Annotated in this window: 17 protein-coding genes; 8 read left to right on the plus strand and 9 right to left on the minus strand. The window is 48.3% G+C overall.

The features are described 5' to 3' along the window. Positions 1-54 precede the first annotated feature (54 nt). Together KFF03_RS15115 and KFF03_RS15120 are read left to right on the plus strand one after the other, a co-directional pair. Entirely contained in the window at positions 55-1,188 is a 1,134-nt protein-coding gene (locus KFF03_RS15115) for an NAD(P)/FAD-dependent oxidoreductase (protein WP_255857747.1), read from the plus strand. A gap of 256 nt (positions 1,189-1,444) precedes the next feature. After that, entirely contained in the window at positions 1,445-1,693 is a 249-nt protein-coding gene (locus KFF03_RS15120) for a hypothetical protein (RefSeq protein WP_255857748.1), read from the plus strand. 73 nt (positions 1,694-1,766) lie between these two features. Here the strand turns inward: KFF03_RS15120 and KFF03_RS15125 are convergent, their stop codons facing one another. Next, positions 1,767-2,498: a TetR/AcrR family transcriptional regulator gene (locus KFF03_RS15125; protein WP_255857749.1), complete on the minus strand. Its 732-nt coding sequence runs from the start codon at positions 2,496-2,498 to the stop codon at positions 1,767-1,769. 372 nt (positions 2,499-2,870) lie between these two features. On the opposite strand from KFF03_RS15125, the gene KFF03_RS15130 reads away from it, so the two are divergent. Continuing rightward, positions 2,871-3,332, plus strand: a complete 462-nt coding sequence (locus tag KFF03_RS15130) for a hypothetical protein (protein ID WP_255857750.1) — start codon at positions 2,871-2,873, stop codon at positions 3,330-3,332. Between the two features lie 24 nt (positions 3,333-3,356). On the opposite strand, the gene KFF03_RS15135 is transcribed toward KFF03_RS15130, so the two are convergent. Next, complete coding sequence (locus KFF03_RS15135) at positions 3,357-3,809, minus strand: hypothetical protein (protein ID WP_255857751.1); 453 nt, start codon at positions 3,807-3,809, stop codon at positions 3,357-3,359. A gap of 105 nt (positions 3,810-3,914) precedes the next feature. Between KFF03_RS15135 and KFF03_RS15140 the strand changes: the two genes are divergently transcribed. The 4 genes from KFF03_RS15140 to KFF03_RS15155 all read left to right on the plus strand — a co-directional run bounded on the left by KFF03_RS15140 (position 3,915) and on the right by KFF03_RS15155 (position 7,834). Beyond that, positions 3,915-4,784, plus strand: a complete 870-nt coding sequence (locus tag KFF03_RS15140) for a DUF6685 family protein (RefSeq protein ID WP_255857752.1) — start codon at positions 3,915-3,917, stop codon at positions 4,782-4,784. A gap of 113 nt (positions 4,785-4,897) precedes the next feature. Beyond that, positions 4,898-5,926 (plus strand): AraC family transcriptional regulator, encoded by a 1,029-nt coding sequence (locus tag KFF03_RS15145; protein ID WP_255857753.1) that lies wholly within the window; start codon positions 4,898-4,900, stop codon positions 5,924-5,926. A 161-nt stretch (positions 5,927-6,087) separates the two neighbouring features. After that, positions 6,088-7,311 carry a glycosyltransferase family 1 protein gene (locus tag KFF03_RS15150; RefSeq protein ID WP_255857754.1) on the plus strand — a complete coding sequence of 408 codons (1,224 nt, stop codon included), beginning with the start codon at positions 6,088-6,090 and terminating at the stop codon, positions 7,309-7,311. Next, positions 7,265-7,834 carry a phosphatase PAP2 family protein gene (locus tag KFF03_RS15155; protein ID WP_255857755.1) on the plus strand — a complete coding sequence of 190 codons (570 nt, stop codon included), beginning with the start codon at positions 7,265-7,267 and terminating at the stop codon, positions 7,832-7,834. The genes KFF03_RS15150 and KFF03_RS15155 overlap by 47 nt, the downstream gene beginning before the upstream one ends. Before the next feature lie 27 nt (positions 7,835-7,861). Here the strand turns inward: KFF03_RS15155 and dinB are convergent, their stop codons facing one another. Beyond that, the gene (gene dinB / locus KFF03_RS15160; protein ID WP_255857756.1) at positions 7,862-8,920 is read right to left on the minus strand and encodes a DNA polymerase IV; all 1,059 of its coding nucleotides are present in this window, start codon (positions 8,918-8,920) and stop codon (positions 7,862-7,864) included. Positions 8,921-9,068: 148 nt separating this feature from the next. Between dinB and KFF03_RS15165 the strand changes: the two genes are divergently transcribed. After that, entirely contained in the window at positions 9,069-9,491 is a 423-nt protein-coding gene (locus KFF03_RS15165) for an MAPEG family protein (protein ID WP_255857757.1), read from the plus strand. Positions 9,492-9,500: 9 nt separating this feature from the next. Here KFF03_RS15165 and KFF03_RS15170 read toward each other — a convergent pair whose 3' ends face one another. Genes KFF03_RS15170 through KFF03_RS15195 form a run of 6 tightly spaced genes read right to left on the minus strand, consistent with a single transcriptional unit; the run spans position 9,501 to position 16,623 of the window. Further along, positions 9,501-10,334 (minus strand): heme ABC transporter ATP-binding protein, encoded by an 834-nt coding sequence (locus KFF03_RS15170; RefSeq protein ID WP_255857758.1) that lies wholly within the window; start codon positions 10,332-10,334, stop codon positions 9,501-9,503. 18 nt (positions 10,335-10,352) lie between these two features. Then, entirely contained in the window at positions 10,353-11,444 is a 1,092-nt protein-coding gene (locus KFF03_RS15175) for an iron ABC transporter permease (RefSeq protein WP_255857759.1), read from the minus strand. Beyond that, the gene (locus KFF03_RS15180) at positions 11,444-12,322 is read right to left on the minus strand and encodes a hemin ABC transporter substrate-binding protein (protein WP_255857760.1); all 879 of its coding nucleotides are present in this window, start codon (positions 12,320-12,322) and stop codon (positions 11,444-11,446) included. The genes KFF03_RS15175 and KFF03_RS15180 overlap by 1 nt, the downstream gene beginning before the upstream one ends. Next, the gene (locus KFF03_RS15185; protein WP_255857761.1) at positions 12,315-13,385 is read right to left on the minus strand and encodes a hemin-degrading factor; all 1,071 of its coding nucleotides are present in this window, start codon (positions 13,383-13,385) and stop codon (positions 12,315-12,317) included. The genes KFF03_RS15180 and KFF03_RS15185 overlap by 8 nt, the downstream gene beginning before the upstream one ends. Before the next feature lie 12 nt (positions 13,386-13,397). Beyond that, positions 13,398-14,522, minus strand: a complete 1,125-nt coding sequence (locus KFF03_RS15190) for an HmuY family protein (RefSeq protein ID WP_255857762.1) — start codon at positions 14,520-14,522, stop codon at positions 13,398-13,400. Positions 14,523-14,550: 28 nt separating this feature from the next. Beyond that, positions 14,551-16,623 carry a TonB-dependent siderophore receptor gene (locus tag KFF03_RS15195; protein WP_255857763.1) on the minus strand — a complete coding sequence of 691 codons (2,073 nt, stop codon included), beginning with the start codon at positions 16,621-16,623 and terminating at the stop codon, positions 14,551-14,553. Between the last annotated feature and the right edge of the window lie 95 nt (positions 16,624-16,718).

Consider the following 16,718-nt stretch of genomic DNA (forward strand, 5'->3'; position numbering starts at 1 on the left):
GTACAATGCGACACCAAGAAAGGCACAGTACCGACTTAGTGGATAAAACGAAAGATGAGTGTCGATTTTGATTTCTGCATTATTGGTGGCGGCGTTATTGGTTTAGCCATCGCTCGGCAACTCAGTTCGCAGGGCCGGGTTTTACTGGTTGAACGGCACACACTCTTCGGCTCCGAAACCAGCAGTCGCAACAGCGAAGTGATTCATGCAGGCCTGTACTACCCACCGGGCTCTCTTAAAGAGCAGCTTTGCCTGCGCGGCAAAGAACTGCTGTATGCGTTTTGCCAACAGTTTGAGGTGCCACATCAACGCATTGGCAAACTGATTGTGGCGCAGCAACAAGACGACCCTAAGCTGGCCGAACTGGAAAACAAAGCACGTCATCTGGGCATTCCCATAGAACGGTGGACACAACAACAGCTGCAACAACAGGAACCACAGGTTCAGGCCGCTGAAGCCTTGTTTTCGCCTTCAACAGGGATTGTCGACAGTCATCAGTACATGCAGGCACTGGCACAACAAGCGGAACAAAACGGCGCCCTGTTAATGTGCCATACCCACTTTAGCAGCGCGTCAAAACCGTTCAGCACCACTGCGAAAGCACGGGAACATTGGCAAATTGCACTAAACACCCAGGATGGAATGTATCAGGTCACGGCCGCAACACTGATTAACAGTGCCGGCCTGAACGCCCAGAAAGTTGCCGCCCAATGTGGGTTAAGCGAGCAACAGATTCCTTCTCTATATCCTTGCCGTGGCCATTACTTCAGCTATGCCGGCAAATCACCATTCCGGCATCTGATTTACCCGTTACCAGAAGCCAACCTGGCTGGGCTGGGCATTCACGCCACTCTGGATATCGGGGGGCAACTGAAGTTTGGTCCGGATACGGAATATCTGAATAAACCTGCGGCAGACTCATCGACACTGAGCTATACGATTCCTGCGGGCCTCGATAAGAAGTTTTCGGCTGCTATTCAAGCCTATTTTCCGACACTGGATACAACCCGACTTCATCCGGACTATGCGGGTATTCGACCAAAGCTACACCAGGCGCATGAGACAACCGCTGACTTTGTTATACACGACGATAAAGACAGCAGGGCTATTCATTTGTTTGGTATCGAAAGTCCGGGGCTAACGGCCTCTTTAGCCATTGCAGAAAAAGTACAGGGCATCCTTAGCTGAATAGCCGCTTAACCGTGCCCCAAAACAGCAAATTGTTATAGTGATCAGAAACTTATAACAATTTATCAATATGTATCTGCGTTACTGTACACATTCGTAACAGCCAGACTACACTGTAACCTGATTAATCACTCACCAACTCAGAAGGTTATACAAAAGTTCACAAGAAGGCTGGGATACGACACAAGCATCAGACGAACGCCTGCTAATCTAAGAACAGTTGTTAAATAAACTTTCTGAATTTAAAGGGAAACCTATGAGCCATGCACTGAGTGCTAAACAGGATCAGGATACCCCAACTGTCAGCACGATTTTATCCAATCAGGTCATGATACCCGTCACATGTGACAAGTGCCGTTGCGATACGGATGTCAGCCTTTCTCAGATTAAGCAGCAAATGCCCATCATGTGTGAGCACTGTTACGACGTTAAAGCGTTCAGCGATAGTGAATTACAATTAACTCAGCTATTTTTGGCACAAGCGGGATATCATTTTGCCCGGTAAACCGCAAAGTAGCAGCGGTTTAAGGTAAAAAGCAGGCAAGAGAGATGAAATAGAAAGAAACGCAGCTGAACATTCAGCGGCGTTTTAACAGGTCAGGCACCAGCAGTGACAAATGACGTTTCAGTGTTGAGCTGACATAGTCAAAATCAACCTCATCCAACGACGTCAGTAACGCAGTGTATTCAACTGAGTGGAACAAGCCCAATAATAGCTCAGCGTCTTCTTTTGGCGCTGGCGACTTCATCACTGACATAAACTCTTCAATTTTTCCGAACAGCGCGCGACGGTGCATCAGAGATAATTCGCGGATCCTGTCATTAACAATGGCTTCATAACGGAAAGCTTGCTCAGCCACCAACATGTCACGCTCCGAGCTGACCTGCTCGCGTACGTAATCTGTTAGCTGTGCAACCAGATAATCCAACATACTGTTAATCGACTCATCACTGATGGTCGCGGTATTAAACATATCCGGGTTAGCAGCTGTCAGCTGTTGTAATGGCTGATAAAACTGATCAGCAAAACGATTAACCACATTTAACGCTTTTTCGGTATACAGGGTGAAAGTGTCAACAATCAGCTCCTGAATGTCCTTAAAGTAATACGTGGTTGCTGCCAATGGCACTTCTGCTTCTTTGGCAACGGCGCGGTGGCGAATGCCACGAACACCTTCACGGATGACAATACGCAGAGCAGCTTCAAGAATCAGTCTGCGACGATGCTCACTTTTGGCGCGGCTGGCTTTACGTCCCTGGTAGGATAAGGACTTTTCTCCAGTGCCCGAACCTGAGCTCCCTGGCGTCATAACGTGTCTCCGTTGGTTTTTACAGGACATGCAATTATGCCGATACAGCAAAAGATTAAAACGGCATTCATCTGTACGTTAGTACCACTATCATAAGTTTTGCAATTCCTGACACTATATCTATCAATAAGCTTCTTATCTCAATAAACATCAGCATTTCGTTTGGGTCTGTATACATTAACGGGGAAGTGGCAATCAGTGCCTGCTTAGTGGCAACAGAAGTGGCAATGGCAGTGGCAACCGTTCGCCTGTAACAAGGCATTGAATAACTCAAACATCCCATAAAACCAGTGATACCAGGTGCCAACATTCAGCTGGCACATCTCCTGCTATAGCAAAAGAATCATGAACTCTGTCTGACGGACAACCATCATGCAGCTAAACGCATTATCCAATTATTTACAGAATCAACCACTGGGCAACAACGCAACCTCAGAGGCTCAGGGGATTGAGGGAATATCAGCAACAGAAGAAAAGCCTCTGGAGCCTGGTGCCTACAGCCCGTCACAACGAGCGATCCTGATCAGTGCCGTTGCGGCAGAATTTGATGTCGAGCAACTCAGTCAGGAGCAAGTCGGTCAGTTACAGCTGAAGCTGCAACAGTTTGGTTTATTACAGGGCAATGACATTGGTGGTTTTGCGATTCTCCACAATGCCAGAGGGCAATTAGCAGAAGGAGAAAGTCTCAATGCTCTGGCGCTGCTGGACTTCAGTCGCCAGCGCTTTGAAACCGATCAGGTCGGTTACAGCCAGCGTCAGCAAATCAATCAAATGCAGACTCTGGTTGAAAACCTGGCATCCGCCCGTTCTCTGGCTCAACGCCAGATTGCCTGAACATAATGGCCTGACACAGCCCGCTTAAGGATGAAACACTCTGGCGTGTTGCTGTTCGGCAAATTCCGTATCACGCAACATTTTACGCAACCGATTATCCAGCTCACGCTGATTCCAGACCGATAAGCTGCCATGCGCACGGCACAACTGATGGGTTTCTTCCTGGATTGAGCGTAACGTTTCCCGCACCTCACAAGCTGACATCGATCGTAATAAATCACCCAGCACGTCCGTCCATTCACGCTCGGCAAGATTGTCAGCATCAATACCCTGACAAATCAGCCACTCATCCACCAGCGAATGAAATAACGGCAATGGCTCACGCTCAACCTGGGTATCCGCCAAACCCGACTGGGCCAGAGCATCATCAATACGCGCCAGAATTTCCAACGGAGAAGGAATACCGGGAGAAAAAGATGATTGATTCGCCATAAGAGTCTCGTATTTCAGTTGTTGCCGGATCAGCCGATAATCCATTTAGTCGCATGTGAATCATGCGCTTGTTCAAATAATGCTGAGTGCTTTACTAAACTAAGCATAGACAGCAATTTAATTTTTGTGGGAAATCCGGAAGCCGGAATAATGAAATCACCATCGGAAGCATCAGGTATTGATATCGAAGCGCTGCTCAACAGCCTGATTCAGCGGCTGTTTCCGGTATGGTATGCCAATCAGGCAGTCAAAGAGTTGCCGTTGGGTAATATGGGGACTCTGAACCCCAACAGTTTTCTCAGCCATCGTTGGCTCAGCCTGCACAGTGTGATCCAGGCGATGCAGACTTCATTAGAAAATGCGGATAGTCAGTGGCAAGAGCTCTCGACGTTATTGGGCAAGCTGATTGTTGAGAACGATTACCAGCGGCCACTCTCAGTCAGCGCTATTCAGGGGCTGGAATATTCATCTATTGAAGACCCCTATCCCAACCTGGTCACCTATGCCGAGCACAACCTTGGTGCCATCAACTGGGAGAGTGCCGAAGACTTTGAACGCAACCTGAAGTCTGCTTTTGTGCAGGAAGACAGCCCTCACCGCGTGGTATACCGCGAATGGGATGGACGTTATTACTGGGTTAATAAGGAAGAAGCCCACCACTTCGCAGCGGTTATCATGCACTGCCAACATAAACAGCGCGATGCCACCATCAACGCACTGATTAATGTTGAAAGCCTGCATATGCCAACCCTCGATAATCTGCGCAGCAAGTTCTGGTTACTCATCATGCGACGTGACGACGCTTATCAGGTAATTGATCTATTGAACAAGGCCAGCCTGCCGGTTTTTCCTTGTGAGTTTGAATGGCGACGCAGTGATTTACTGATATTGGCCTGTCCGAAGAACAATACAAAACTCAACACCATACTGCTTAACCTGCAAAACAATCGTTCTAATCAGCAGATCACCGACCTGGGCCGGTTTCTGAATCGTTATCACCGCCCATTCCGTAACCAGTGAGCCTTCGATCCTAACCAAGTCTGACACTGCGAACATAGCTGCTGGAGGCTTGATTTAGCCAAAAAGCCTGTCATGCTTGTGCCGTTATAAATAAAACAATAAACGGTAAGCGCATGATCAGAGGAACCTGGAGTCTGACCGAGCCTTTAATCCCGGTAAATATGCCGGCGACCATGGTTCGTCTGGGGGTTGAAAACGGATTACAACAGTCCGACTTATTGCACAACACCCAACTGAATGGTGAGATGCTGACCGATCCTGCGACACGTCTGAGCTATCAACAACTGCTGACTCTGGTCAACAATCTGATCAAGCTGTACCCGGGGCAAACGCTTGGGCTTGATCTTGGCAACGCACTGAATATTAACCAATACGGTATGTTGGGTTATGCGATCCTCAGCTGTGCGGATATTCGCAGCGCATTACAGCTCGGCGTAAAGTACCACTCCCTGATCGATCCGGCGTTTACCTTTGAAATTATTGAGCAAGACGACACCACCGCTATCCGCTTAACCGCACACATTCCTTTTGAACCCATTTATCGCATGTTGTGCGACGTTTTTGTTGCGAATTTTGCCTCATTAGGCCGTTTTCTGATCGGCCAACCGGATATGCAGCCCATCGAAGTGCACCTGAACCATCCAAAGCCGGATTACGCCGATCAATACCAGCAATATTTCCAGTGCCCGGTGTTATTCGATCAACCCCGCACCGAACTGATTGTTGATTCCTCATTGCTTGATTTGCCACTGATCATGGCCGATCAGGCGACTGCCAATATGGCGGAAAGCCAATGTGCCGAAATTCTCAGCCGCCTGGGCCCTAAAGAAGGCATCGCCGCCAAGGTACGCCGGATTTTGCTGCAAAACCCAGGGCACTTCCCGCCCGTTGATGTCGTCGCCAGCCATCTCGCGACTTCTACCCGAACCTTGAGCCGCAGCCTGCAGGAACTGGGAACTTCATATCAACGTATTCTCGATGAAATCCGCAAAGAGATGGCGATTGAATATCTGCGCAATTCCAGTTTGCCCATTGAAGAAGTCGCGGCTCTGGTAGGCTACTCGGACCCTTCTAACTTCCGTAAAGCGTTTCGCCGCTGGACAGGGCGCGCCCCTTCTTATTACCGCAAAGAGCTGTCATAAACGATCTCTCAGCGTGACCAGAAGCCTTTGTCTGATACAAAAGACAGAGGCTTTTTTTTGATTTAAGCGGACTTCACCAGACTGTCACAGCAGTGAAAGAGAAGTGTCATATTCAGATCCCAAAGTAGAGCTCAACATCGGCAATAGCACGACAAGGCACCATGAGTTCTTCTTTAACACGCATCACCCTGGTTACCGAAACCTTTGCTCCTGAGATCAATGGCGTCGCCAATACTCTCGGGCACCTGGTGCGTGGTTTATTATCACGCGGTATAGCCGTTCAGGTGATTCGCCCACGACAGCACAAGCAAGATCTCGGTACCCAGAAAGGCCAGCAAGAAAGTCAGCAGGAGCCGGGGTTAACCACTGTGATCTTACCGGGCTTGCCAATTCCCGGTTACAACGAACTGAAGTTTGGTTTGCCACTCAAGCAGAAAATCCGCCAGGCGCTGACTGAGTTTCAGCCTCAGGCCATTTATGTCGCCACAGAAGGTCCAATGGGTTGGGCGGCAGTCAAAGCAGCCAGCGCTCTGAACGTCGCGGTGTTAAGTGGCTTTCACACGAATTTTCATCAATACATCGAACATTATCACCTTGGTCTGTTGGAAAAACCGGCTTACCGCTACCTGCGTTATTTTCATAACCTGACCGCTGGAACTCTGGTTCCAACCAACAGCCAATGCCATGAATTACAGGCCCATGGTTTTGACAATGTCAGAGTGCTGGCTCGTGGTGTTGATAGCCAATTATTCAGTCCAGAAAAACGCAGCTCCACGTTGAGAAAACAATGGGGTGTTAACGACGATGATTTAGTGCTGCTTTATGTTGGCCGCATTGCCGGTGAAAAAAATATGGATCTGGCACTGGCAACCTATCAACAACTTTTACACTCCGATGAACGCGTTCGTCTGGTATTGGTGGGTGACGGCCCAGAGCTGCCAAAAATCCGGGAACAACACCCGGACGTGATTTGTTGTGGTATGCAACGGGGTGAAGATCTGGCCGCGCATTATGCCAGTGGTGACGTATTTCTGTTTCCGAGCAAGACCGACACTTTTGGCAATGTCGTGACGGAAGCGATGGCCAGCGGATTGGCTGTGATCAGCTTCGACTACGCTGCAGGCCATGAGCATATTCGTTCGGGCAATAACGGTTTATTAGCGCCTTATGGTAATGACAGCCAATTCATGAATAACGCCATTACCCTGCTCGACAGCCCTAATTTATTAAAAACATTGCGCGAACAAGCGCGAGAAACCGCTCTGACGATTTCGTGGGACAGCATTGTGGATGAATTTCAGCTGCGCCTGATAACCGCTCAAACCAAGGATAAACGTTATGCTTGCAACAAAACCGCTGGCCGCAAGAACCGCGCTACTGTTTAACAAAGCGGATCAGTTTGAACTGACTTTATGTCAACGCATGAACCGCATGGGTTATTACACAGCCATTCGTTTATTTTTTAAAGGCATCAGTCGTCTGGGTGACGGGGTGTTCTGGTATAGCCTGGCGCTGTTGATGCCTGTTTTTTACGGTGTTGATGCACTCTATGCATTAGGCCACATCACCGTCACTGCATTAATTTGTGTCGCTATTTACAGCCAGTTAAAAAGTCGTTTAGTGCGCCAGCGCCCGTTTATTTCCTTTGACGATATTACGGCTCATACCGCCCCACTGGATTTATACAGTTTTCCTTCAGGCCACACCATGAATGCGGTTAACTTTGCCATTTTATTCAGCGCCTTTTTCCCGCCATTGCTCTGGCTGGTTGTGCCTTTTGCAATTTTGGTGGCATTTTCCCGGGTTATTTTAGGCATGCATTATCCAACGGATGTGTTGGTCGGCGCTGTATTAGGCATGCTGATCAGTTTAGGGTCATTGGCACTGTACCCGGCAGGTGTTTTTTAGAACATCTCTGAATAATTCAGAGGTGTCCTAAAACAAACTCAATTGTTGTTCATTAATCTGAGGGCAGCGCCCTCCGATTCCCAGCAGCCGAATGCCCTGATCTTGTCGTTGTATGGCTTGTTTCAACAATCGGCTGAAACCTGCGGGCGTGGCAACTTCATGGCTATCAGCCAGGGTGGTTTGAGTGAAGTCGGCAAACTTTACTTTCACAAAGGGCGCCAGCTGCTCGGTTTCAAACTCCGTTTTCGCCACCCGCTCCGTCCATAATTGCCACAACCTCGGCAACTGAGACAGGCATTCAGCCTCGGTCATTAAATCTTCAGCGTAGGTGCGCTCCACTCCAATTGATTTACGCTCTCGTCCTAAACGAATCTGGCGGCCATCAAGACCACGACAGCGCTGAAATAACATCGCTCCCATACGGCCAAATTGCCGCACCAACGCTTCCTGGCTCCACTGCTGAGCATCCTCACAGGTTTTAATACCCACCTGTTCCAGCTTGCGTTGCATCGCCGGGCCAATACCGGGAATTTTCCGAACATCCAATAAACGAACAAAGTCATCAACCCGGTGTGGCTTAACAACGCATTGCCCGTCGGGTTTGTTCCAGTCGCTGGCCACTTTGGCCAGAAATTTATTCGGGGCGATACCGGCCGATACCGTAATACCAATTTCCTCGCGCACCCTCTGACGGATCTGTAACGCAATCTCACTGGCATTCTGTTGTGGATCAATTTCAAGATAGGCTTCATCCACCGATACCTGCTGCAACAAGGTAACGTCATCACGCTGCCAGGCATATTCACGCAAAATCGCCATCACCTGCTGAGAAACTTCGCGGTAACGATTCATATTGCCGGGTACCAGCGTCAACTGTGGACAGAGCTTTAACGCATGCGCAGTTGCCATCGCCGAGCGCACCCCAAATTCCCGCGCCGGATAATTACAGGTAGAGATAACCCCACGGCGGCTGGCATCCCCACCAATGGCAATCGGGATGTCGCGATACTCCGGGTGATCGCGCATTTCAACGGCGGCAAAAAAGCAGTCACAGTCGATATGAATAACTTTGCGCTGAAGCGACATATGCATCCCCCTTAATATCCGCCTCCTGACCTCTGCCCAGCACTGTAAATACATACAGTGTTATTTTATCAATATATCAGCCCTGAAAACTAGCGGCCAGTACCAATCTGTTGCAAAATCAGGCTCTATAATTCTAAGAGGTACGACCATGCAAGCTTCCCTGATTTTATGGCCGGTTCTGGCACAGGTTTTTCTGACATTACTGATGTTTTTACTGCTGGCCGCACGCAAGGCAAAAGCAGTTAAAGCCGGTTTGGTTGACCGTCAGAAAGTGGCCCTGAATAACAAAGCCTGGCCGGATAACGTGGTGCAAGTATCGAACAACATAACCAACCAGTTTGAAGTACCGGTTCTGTTTTATGTTCTTGCATTGCTACTGTTTTCTATCGATGCCGTCGGAGTCATAGCACTGGCGTTGTCCTGGGTATTTGTGATCAGCCGTTATATTCACGGCTATATTCATACCCATTCCAATTATGTCCCGATGCGATTAAGAGCGTATTTGATTGGTTCTCTGGCTGTGATGGCATTGTTCGCGACTGCTGTTATCGCTTTATTGCAAACACTTTAATGATTGTTTTTATGCTGGCAATTCAGGTTGCTGTTTACCGTATGACGGCATTGATCTAAGTGCCAGCCATTCCGCATTCTGGCGGGCATATTGCCCGGCCAGAATTCCTTCCAGATCGTAAGCCTGCTGCAAAATATCCGCTTGCGCCAATAAAGTAGCGGTACCGGATGCCAGCACTTTTCCTTGTTTCAAAATTAAAATATCGTCCGCCCAACTGGCTGCTAAAGCCACATCATGCATCACAGCCAATACCGCAACGCCTTGTTGAGCAAACTGATTCGCCAGCGACATAATGGCGTGTTGATGCGCCGGATCAAGTGCCGAGGTGCACTCATCCAATAATAAATAACGCTGCTGAATATTGGCTTCAAAGCCAGAAGCTTGTTGTTGCCAGATTTGTAATAACACTCGCGCCAGCTGCACACGTTGCTGTTCGCCACCGGATAACAGCGGGTAAGGTCGTTGACGTAAATGCCAGACATCTGTGCATAACATTGCCTCCCGAATCAGATCGTCGCTCTGGCCTTCATCGCCATACGGGATACGTCCCATCGCCACCACCTGATACGCCTGAAAGGGAAAGGTTAATTCCACTTTCTGAGGCATCACCGCAAGACTTCTAGCCCGCTCCAGAGCTGGCCAATGCGACAACACTTTTTTTTCCAGTAGAATATCACCCTGGTAATCATGGATTTCCTGACTGATGCATTTCAGCAATGTCGATTTACCCGCACCGTTCGGGCCTAACACAGCCAGTTTTTTTCCGGGAATTATTTCCGCATCCACCTGATCAAGTATCGCTTTTTTACCACGATAAACAGCGAGGTTATTCACTTGAATCATAAAAATAATCCGAACAAATCAGTGATGACGAACCGATTTAATTTGTTGCATTAATAACAATAAAAAGACAGGGCCACCAATAATAGCCATCACCAGACCAACGGGAATATCCGCCGGAGCTAACCAGGTACGGGCAATTAAATCGGCTAATAACAATAATGCAGCACCACACACCATACTGGCTGGTAATAGCTGACGATGATCCGGCCCCAATATTAAGCGCATTAAGTGAGGCACCACCAAACCAATAAAACCAATCATCCCGGCAACAGCAACACCCGCCCCTACCATCAGCGCCGCAGCTGCCAATAAAACAAACTTGCCACGTTGCACATGAAAACCCAGATGAGAAGCGACCGCTTCGCCCATCAATAATGCATTAAGCAAACGAGAATATTTTGGTAACGCCAATAAAGGTAATAGGACACAAACAAACAACGCCGATATTTCAGCCCAGCGGCCATAAGCCAGACTCCCCATCGACCAGAACGTCATGGAGCGTAATTGCTGGTCATCAGCCACATACGTCAGAATGCCGGTTAAGGCTCCGGTAATCACATTAATCGCCACACCGGCTAACAACAGCATGGCTATTTGTGTCTGGCCATTAATCGTACCCAAACGATAAATCACCAGGCTGACTGCCATTGCGCCGGCAAAAGCCGCTATGGGCAACGCAAATATTCCGGTTAACTCGACCCAAAAGGCCAGCCAACTGTTGCTCAGCACAATCACAGCCACCGCCGCTAATGCAGCACCACTGGATACACCAATCAGGCCTGGGTCGGCCAACGGATTACGAAAAATACCCTGAGTGACAGCGCCAGCAACGGCCAGCCCAGCGCCAATCAGAATCGCCATTACCGCCCGGGGTAAACGCAATTCACGCACTACCCAATCCGCCTGTCCCTGAATATCAGCGCCACTGATGGCATTCATTAAAGATTGAATTACCTGCACAAACGCGACCGGAATTGGGCCGGATGACAGCGCTGTGATAAACAGCCCCAGCAACAGCAGCACAACCAAGATAATAACCATCAGACCCGTCAGTGGAACCGCCTGCCGCTGCTGCGCTGACCAGACAAAAATACGCCGCACAGACTGCATTATTCGGTGCCGGTGAGTGTCTGCGAAGCCTGATCATCCGGGTATAACACCTTCACCAATTCCGCAACCGCTTCTCCCAACCGTGGCCCAAAGCCGAGCACAACAGAAGTGTTAATCGCATGAATACGATTATTTTTAGCCGCTGCGGTCATGACCAGCGAATTTTGTAGCGCTTGCGGATCTGCCGGGCCGGTATAAGCAACCACAACCACCTCAGGATTGGCCAATAATGCGCCTTCCGCGGAGACGGGTTTGTAGCTGTCATAATCCATCACATTCACAGCGGACAATAAATCTAACATGGCCTGAGCCTGAGTGTTTTTCCCGGCCGCCATTAAGCCACGGTTACCCGCGCCCAGAATAAACAGCGTTTTGGGAGCAGCAGCATGTTCCGGAATAACCGCCAATGCCTGCTGAGTTTGCTCACGGATTTTTCGCTTGAGCTGCTCGCCTTTTTGTTGCTCACCCAGTGCCACTGCAACCTGATCAACTTTTGCAATGACACCCTCCAATGAATAATCCGCTGCAACCCGAACCACCTGAACACCTGCCTGCTGCAGTTGTTCAAACACCTCGGCCGGCCCGGCATCCTGAGAAGCAATAACAACATCCGGTTTGACGGACAAAATTCCTTCGGTCGATAACCGACGCATATAGCCAACATCGGGTAATGTTGTTGCGGCTTGGGGGTAACGACTGGTGGTATCCACCGCGACCAAACGATCTCCAGCGTCCAGAGCATAAACAATTTCTGTTAATGCCCCATCAATACTGACAATACGTTGATGAGCAGAGTTTTCGGCCTGAGTCGTGACCGCGCATAAAAACAGAACCAGCCATACAGCGGCGTTTATCCAACCCGTTTTTGTATTAGGCATTAACATGTTCCGGCTCCAGTGAGTATTCGGCAATCAGTTCCTGCAATAACTCACGCCAGCTGTGCATTTCAGGCTTACCATTTTCACGCTCACCAAACAGCAGAACCAATTGTTTTCCGTCGGCATCAAAGGCTTCGACAGAAGTAATAATGCCATCGCTGGTTGGTTTACGAACAAGCCATAACTGATCAATCATTTCCGTATTGGCGTGCAGGTTAAAACCCGGATCGAGAATATTAAACCAGGAGCCAGTACGCAGTAGCTTATGAATAACGCCGGTATGAATCTGTACCACACCGTCACTGCCAACAAACACCATAATGGATTGTTGTTTGTCGACGGCTTTTTCTAACGCTTTTTCAAACGCCAAAGGGTTCAGAGGAATCGCATAGTCCGAACCAATCGTTTGATAGGCTGGTATGCGAGCCAGACTATGCTTTTTTAATAACGCCTGGAAGTGATGCACATCTTTCAGTTCATCCCAACCCTGACGGAATTCGGCGGTATTCAGATCACCAGGTAAGGTTAATAAATCTTCTGCAACAGAAGCAGGGCTGATCTGCGGGGCCTGTTGTTGTTCAGCGCGGTAACGCTGAACCAGTTCATCCAACTCGGATAAATCAGTCCCTTCTTTTGCATAAATTTTATGAACAGCTTCACCCTGTGCATTAAAAAACTGAATACTGCGACGAGCCCCTTGCTCCAGCGGTTCCTGCACATAAAATCCATGCACAAAGCGACTGAAAAATAATCGCAAATCGATCACTCCCAGTGCCAGCCCCATATTGCCGTGGATTGACAGGTCTTTATATTGGCCGGTTTTTTCATGCACCATGGCGTCGTTTCGGGTCAATGCCATCACGACTCCCAGCGACTCAATTTCGGTCAATAATTTTTTAAAGTCACCCGCAAGCAAGGTTACCTGTTCACCGATTTGTGTGGCTAACAAATCGGCTTCACTCACACCCAGTTTCTCTGCCGCATTGCGAATGCGTAATTTCGGCTCTGATTGCAACAGTGACTGCCACTGTTGCTTTAAATCACGTTGATGATTGTTATTCATTTTGAGGTTCACTTATTGTGCAGAGACTTTCTTAAAACGAATTTCCGGCGTTCCCGATTCACCCAGGCTGTAATAATTAATCAGCTGCAAGGTGTATTTATCGGAGCTGTCGGCATCTTTATTGGTATCAATCAGGAATGTGCGGAAATTCGGACGTAACTGATGCTGACCAGAAAGGTTATAGGCATACCAGGAGTGGGCATCGAATACACCTTCCGAACGGTCTGCGCTGTAATGAGAGCTGATGTCCCGACCACTAATGGTAGTAGCACTGGTATAAGCGGCAACAGCATCTTTGGTTTGTGGGCCAAAAGCAGCGCCTTTACCTTCGCCAAAAACACCGCCGTTCGTCCATAAACCCGTTCCGGAACGAGATACCTCCAGACGTAAATCCCAGACACCGGCGTCTCCGGTACAATCCATCGTGGCTTTGCTATCCAGATCAATACACACAACCGAGGTGCCCGGAGCCATTGCGGCGGTTACCGTTTGTTCTCCACCAGCAAACTGAGTGGTATCTGCGGCCTGAGTTTCGAAGTTCAGCGTAGCGCTGTACGTACGGTCTGGTTGTGGCGTCAACGCAGTAAAATAAAACTTAGAATAGGTTTTGCCATCAGCGTGTCGGATCAACCAGGCATTGTTTGTGTTGGCCGACAAAGTGTGGCTTTGACTGTTATAGATGTACCAGTCTTCGCCTTTAATTGCCGGTTTATTTTCGTCCTGAGTGAAGGTTAACGAAGCCAGGTCATATGATTTTTTCAGATCATCTTCATATTGGGCGGCATCAGCATTTAAGAAAATATTACTGATGGCTTCTTCACCGTTATAAAACTCGTCCTGTGTATCAGCGACAGCGACCTGAACTTTACCTGCCCCCGAGGCGCCACCATTTGATTTAACCTTGCTGCGCTGAAAAGCCAGATGCCAATCGTCAGACGTCGCTGCTTGTTCTGCACTCAGTGCAACCGCTTCGTTACGGCTCAGGTTAACGTACGTCCAGTTTTCATAACTTGTAGCATTAACTTTTAAGCTTGAGAATTCAGCCTGATTATTATCATTGCTATCACTGCCTGAATCAGATCCACAGCCTGTTAATACGGTGGATAAAACAATCATTGATAATATGGACTTATTCATAATACTTCCCCTGAGTTTATGTAATTTTTTAAAATGAGTAGGCAAAACCTATGTATGGAAATCGCCCACGACTGGGGCGTCGGTCTGATACATCATTGGTATCACGCACAGCGTCATTCAAATTATTAACGCCGCCATAGATACTGATGTGCTCATTCCAGTTAAAATCCGATTTCAAATCCCAGCGCTGGAAGCCCGGGCTGATATTTCGCTTTTCAACATCCGTATAAAACTGGCTTTGGTATTCCCCTGATACAGTCACATTCCAGCGATGTGTGACATCCCAAAGCCATAACAACTTGATATTCTGACGAGATCGATTAGGCAACGCCTGATGTTTTTCAAGATCTCGGGCATCCAGATAGTTAAATGAAATTTGTTGCTGAAAATTTGCCAACGGCGTGTGTTGCACACTGATGCCATAACCACGCGTCATGGCTTCAGAAAAATTAGTGTATTCGTAAATCGCCACTGTGCCGTTATTATCGCGGCGACCGGTATCCGCCGCCTCAATCAGATCGGTGATCTGATTATGAAAAGCTGACAGCTCAATATTAAGTGATTTTTGATTGGTTATTTGAACAGACGCCTGCACACTGCGTGACTCTTCCGGCGTTAATTCATCAGAACCCAGAACCTTATAACCGTTAACGCTGTGATCAAAAATAAAATAGCTTTCTTTGAGATTTGGAGTGCGATAACCCGCCGCAACACCGCCACGTAACTGCAGGCTCCACTGATCAAAATGAATGCCATGGCGAATATTCAGACTGGGAGCGGCATGATCACCAAAACGGCTGTCATTCTGCCAGCGTATGCCAGGTGCCAGTTCTGTCTCGGCCGTTACAGGAATTGTGCTCTGTATAAAGGCTTCTGTGGTACTACGGGTTTCAAGTTCCACTTCTTCGGTATGATGCAGGTAGGTTCCATTACCCAGACTATCAACCTGATCGGTTCCCGGCTCAGGCGTCGGTGACAACTTTACTTCCGACTTATCCTGCGATAAATCTTCCTGATACCATTCAATACCTGAAACAACCGACGCCAAACCAAATCCCCACTCCTGAGGCAGCCAACTCCATTGCAGGGTGGCTTTTTTCTGATGCGTATCGGCATCACGATATAAATTCCCGGAGGTTATTTGCGGATCATTTTTAACCTGGTCTGACTGGTCTTGCTGGCTTTCATACAACAAAGACAACGACACGGAATGAGCGTCTGAGATGCTCCAGCGATTATGATTGCTGATATGATCGCGATCTAATTGTTCAAATTTTTGCGCGTCAAATCCGCCTTTTGCTTCCGTGCGATACGCGGTATCTTCAACAAAACGTTTCAGATTTAACTGATGTTCGGCATGATCAGCCAGATAAGAAACGCCCAGCTGATAATTGCTTTTTTCACCATCAAAACCATTACTGCGGTAATTATCTTTATCCAGATCAAAGTCATCGCCTTGGCGCTGATCAAAGCCGAGTTTCCAGTTGAGTCCTAATAATTCCGCATACGCGTCTGCTGCAATATGGCGCTCACCAAGATGATAATCACCTTCGATTTCGCGCTCACCAAAGGTGCCAACATCCGCCCGTATTTTCCCACCCTGTTTGCTATCCGTACGGCGGGTAATCACATTAATCACGCCTCCCATGGCGGCACTGCCATATTGTGACGAACCGGCACCCGGAACAATTTCAATGCGCTCAATATCCAGTGACGCAACCTGGGACACATCCACGGTCGAACCGGTTGTTGCGGTGATGGGTAAACCATCCACCAAAATCAGAACACGATTGCCGTCGAATCCCTGTAAAAAAACCTGCTCGCCGGTTTTTCCATGAACTTCACGCAGTTGTACACCCGGCATAATACGTAGTGCATCACGTAAATCCCGGGTATGTAATTTATCAATGGTTGCCTTGTCTAACAGCTGAGTACGCACAGGCGTATCAGCCAGAGGTCGTTCAATACGGCCTGCTGTCACCACCACATCGGATAAATTAAAGGGCAGCTCTGACGGCTCCTCTTGAGCAAACACGCCATCTGAAAACACAACAAGAGAGATAACAATCCCTCTCTGAAGCCGGGTGGTGAACGTATTCATACGATTAAACTTAACGAGATTCATTTGCATTTATAGAAATACAGCAAATAGGATTTATTCTCAATAAGTTTTACAAACGAATGCTGGCTTTACTG

Source organism: Bacterioplanoides sp. SCSIO 12839, assembly GCF_024397975.1.
Classification (GTDB): Bacteria; Pseudomonadota; Gammaproteobacteria; order Pseudomonadales; family Oceanobacteraceae; genus Bacterioplanoides.

Bases quoted from the DNA above. Each gene is read 5' to 3' on its own strand.
- KFF03_RS15190 (WP_255857762.1), bottom strand. From the start codon at position 14,522: ATGAATAAGTCCATATTATCAATGATTGTTTTATCCACCGTATTAACA.
- KFF03_RS15185 (WP_255857761.1), bottom strand. From the start codon at position 13,385: ATGAATAACAATCATCAACGTGATTTAAAGCAACAGTGGCAGTCACTG.
- KFF03_RS15145 (WP_255857753.1), top strand. From the start codon at position 4,898: ATGATCAGAGGAACCTGGAGTCTGACCGAGCCTTTAATCCCGGTAAAT.
- KFF03_RS15155 (WP_255857755.1), top strand. From the start codon at position 7,265: ATGCTTGCAACAAAACCGCTGGCCGCAAGAACCGCGCTACTGTTTAAC.
- KFF03_RS15150 (WP_255857754.1), top strand. From the start codon at position 6,088: ATGAGTTCTTCTTTAACACGCATCACCCTGGTTACCGAAACCTTTGCT.
- KFF03_RS15115 (WP_255857747.1), top strand. From the start codon at position 55: ATGAGTGTCGATTTTGATTTCTGCATTATTGGTGGCGGCGTTATTGGT.
- KFF03_RS15125 (WP_255857749.1), bottom strand. From the start codon at position 2,498: ATGACGCCAGGGAGCTCAGGTTCGGGCACTGGAGAAAAGTCCTTATCC.
- KFF03_RS15140 (WP_255857752.1), top strand. From the start codon at position 3,915: ATGAAATCACCATCGGAAGCATCAGGTATTGATATCGAAGCGCTGCTC.
- KFF03_RS15130 (WP_255857750.1), top strand. From the start codon at position 2,871: ATGCAGCTAAACGCATTATCCAATTATTTACAGAATCAACCACTGGGC.
- KFF03_RS15195 (WP_255857763.1), bottom strand. From the start codon at position 16,623: ATGAATACGTTCACCACCCGGCTTCAGAGAGGGATTGTTATCTCTCTT.
- KFF03_RS15180 (WP_255857760.1), bottom strand. From the start codon at position 12,322: ATGCCTAATACAAAAACGGGTTGGATAAACGCCGCTGTATGGCTGGTT.
- KFF03_RS15165 (WP_255857757.1), top strand. From the start codon at position 9,069: ATGCAAGCTTCCCTGATTTTATGGCCGGTTCTGGCACAGGTTTTTCTG.
- KFF03_RS15170 (WP_255857758.1), bottom strand. From the start codon at position 10,334: ATGATTCAAGTGAATAACCTCGCTGTTTATCGTGGTAAAAAAGCGATA.
- KFF03_RS15135 (WP_255857751.1), bottom strand. From the start codon at position 3,809: ATGGATTATCGGCTGATCCGGCAACAACTGAAATACGAGACTCTTATG.
- dinB (WP_255857756.1), bottom strand. From the start codon at position 8,920: ATGTCGCTTCAGCGCAAAGTTATTCATATCGACTGTGACTGCTTTTTT.
- KFF03_RS15120 (WP_255857748.1), top strand. From the start codon at position 1,445: ATGAGCCATGCACTGAGTGCTAAACAGGATCAGGATACCCCAACTGTC.
- KFF03_RS15175 (WP_255857759.1), bottom strand. From the start codon at position 11,444: ATGCAGTCTGTGCGGCGTATTTTTGTCTGGTCAGCGCAGCAGCGGCAG.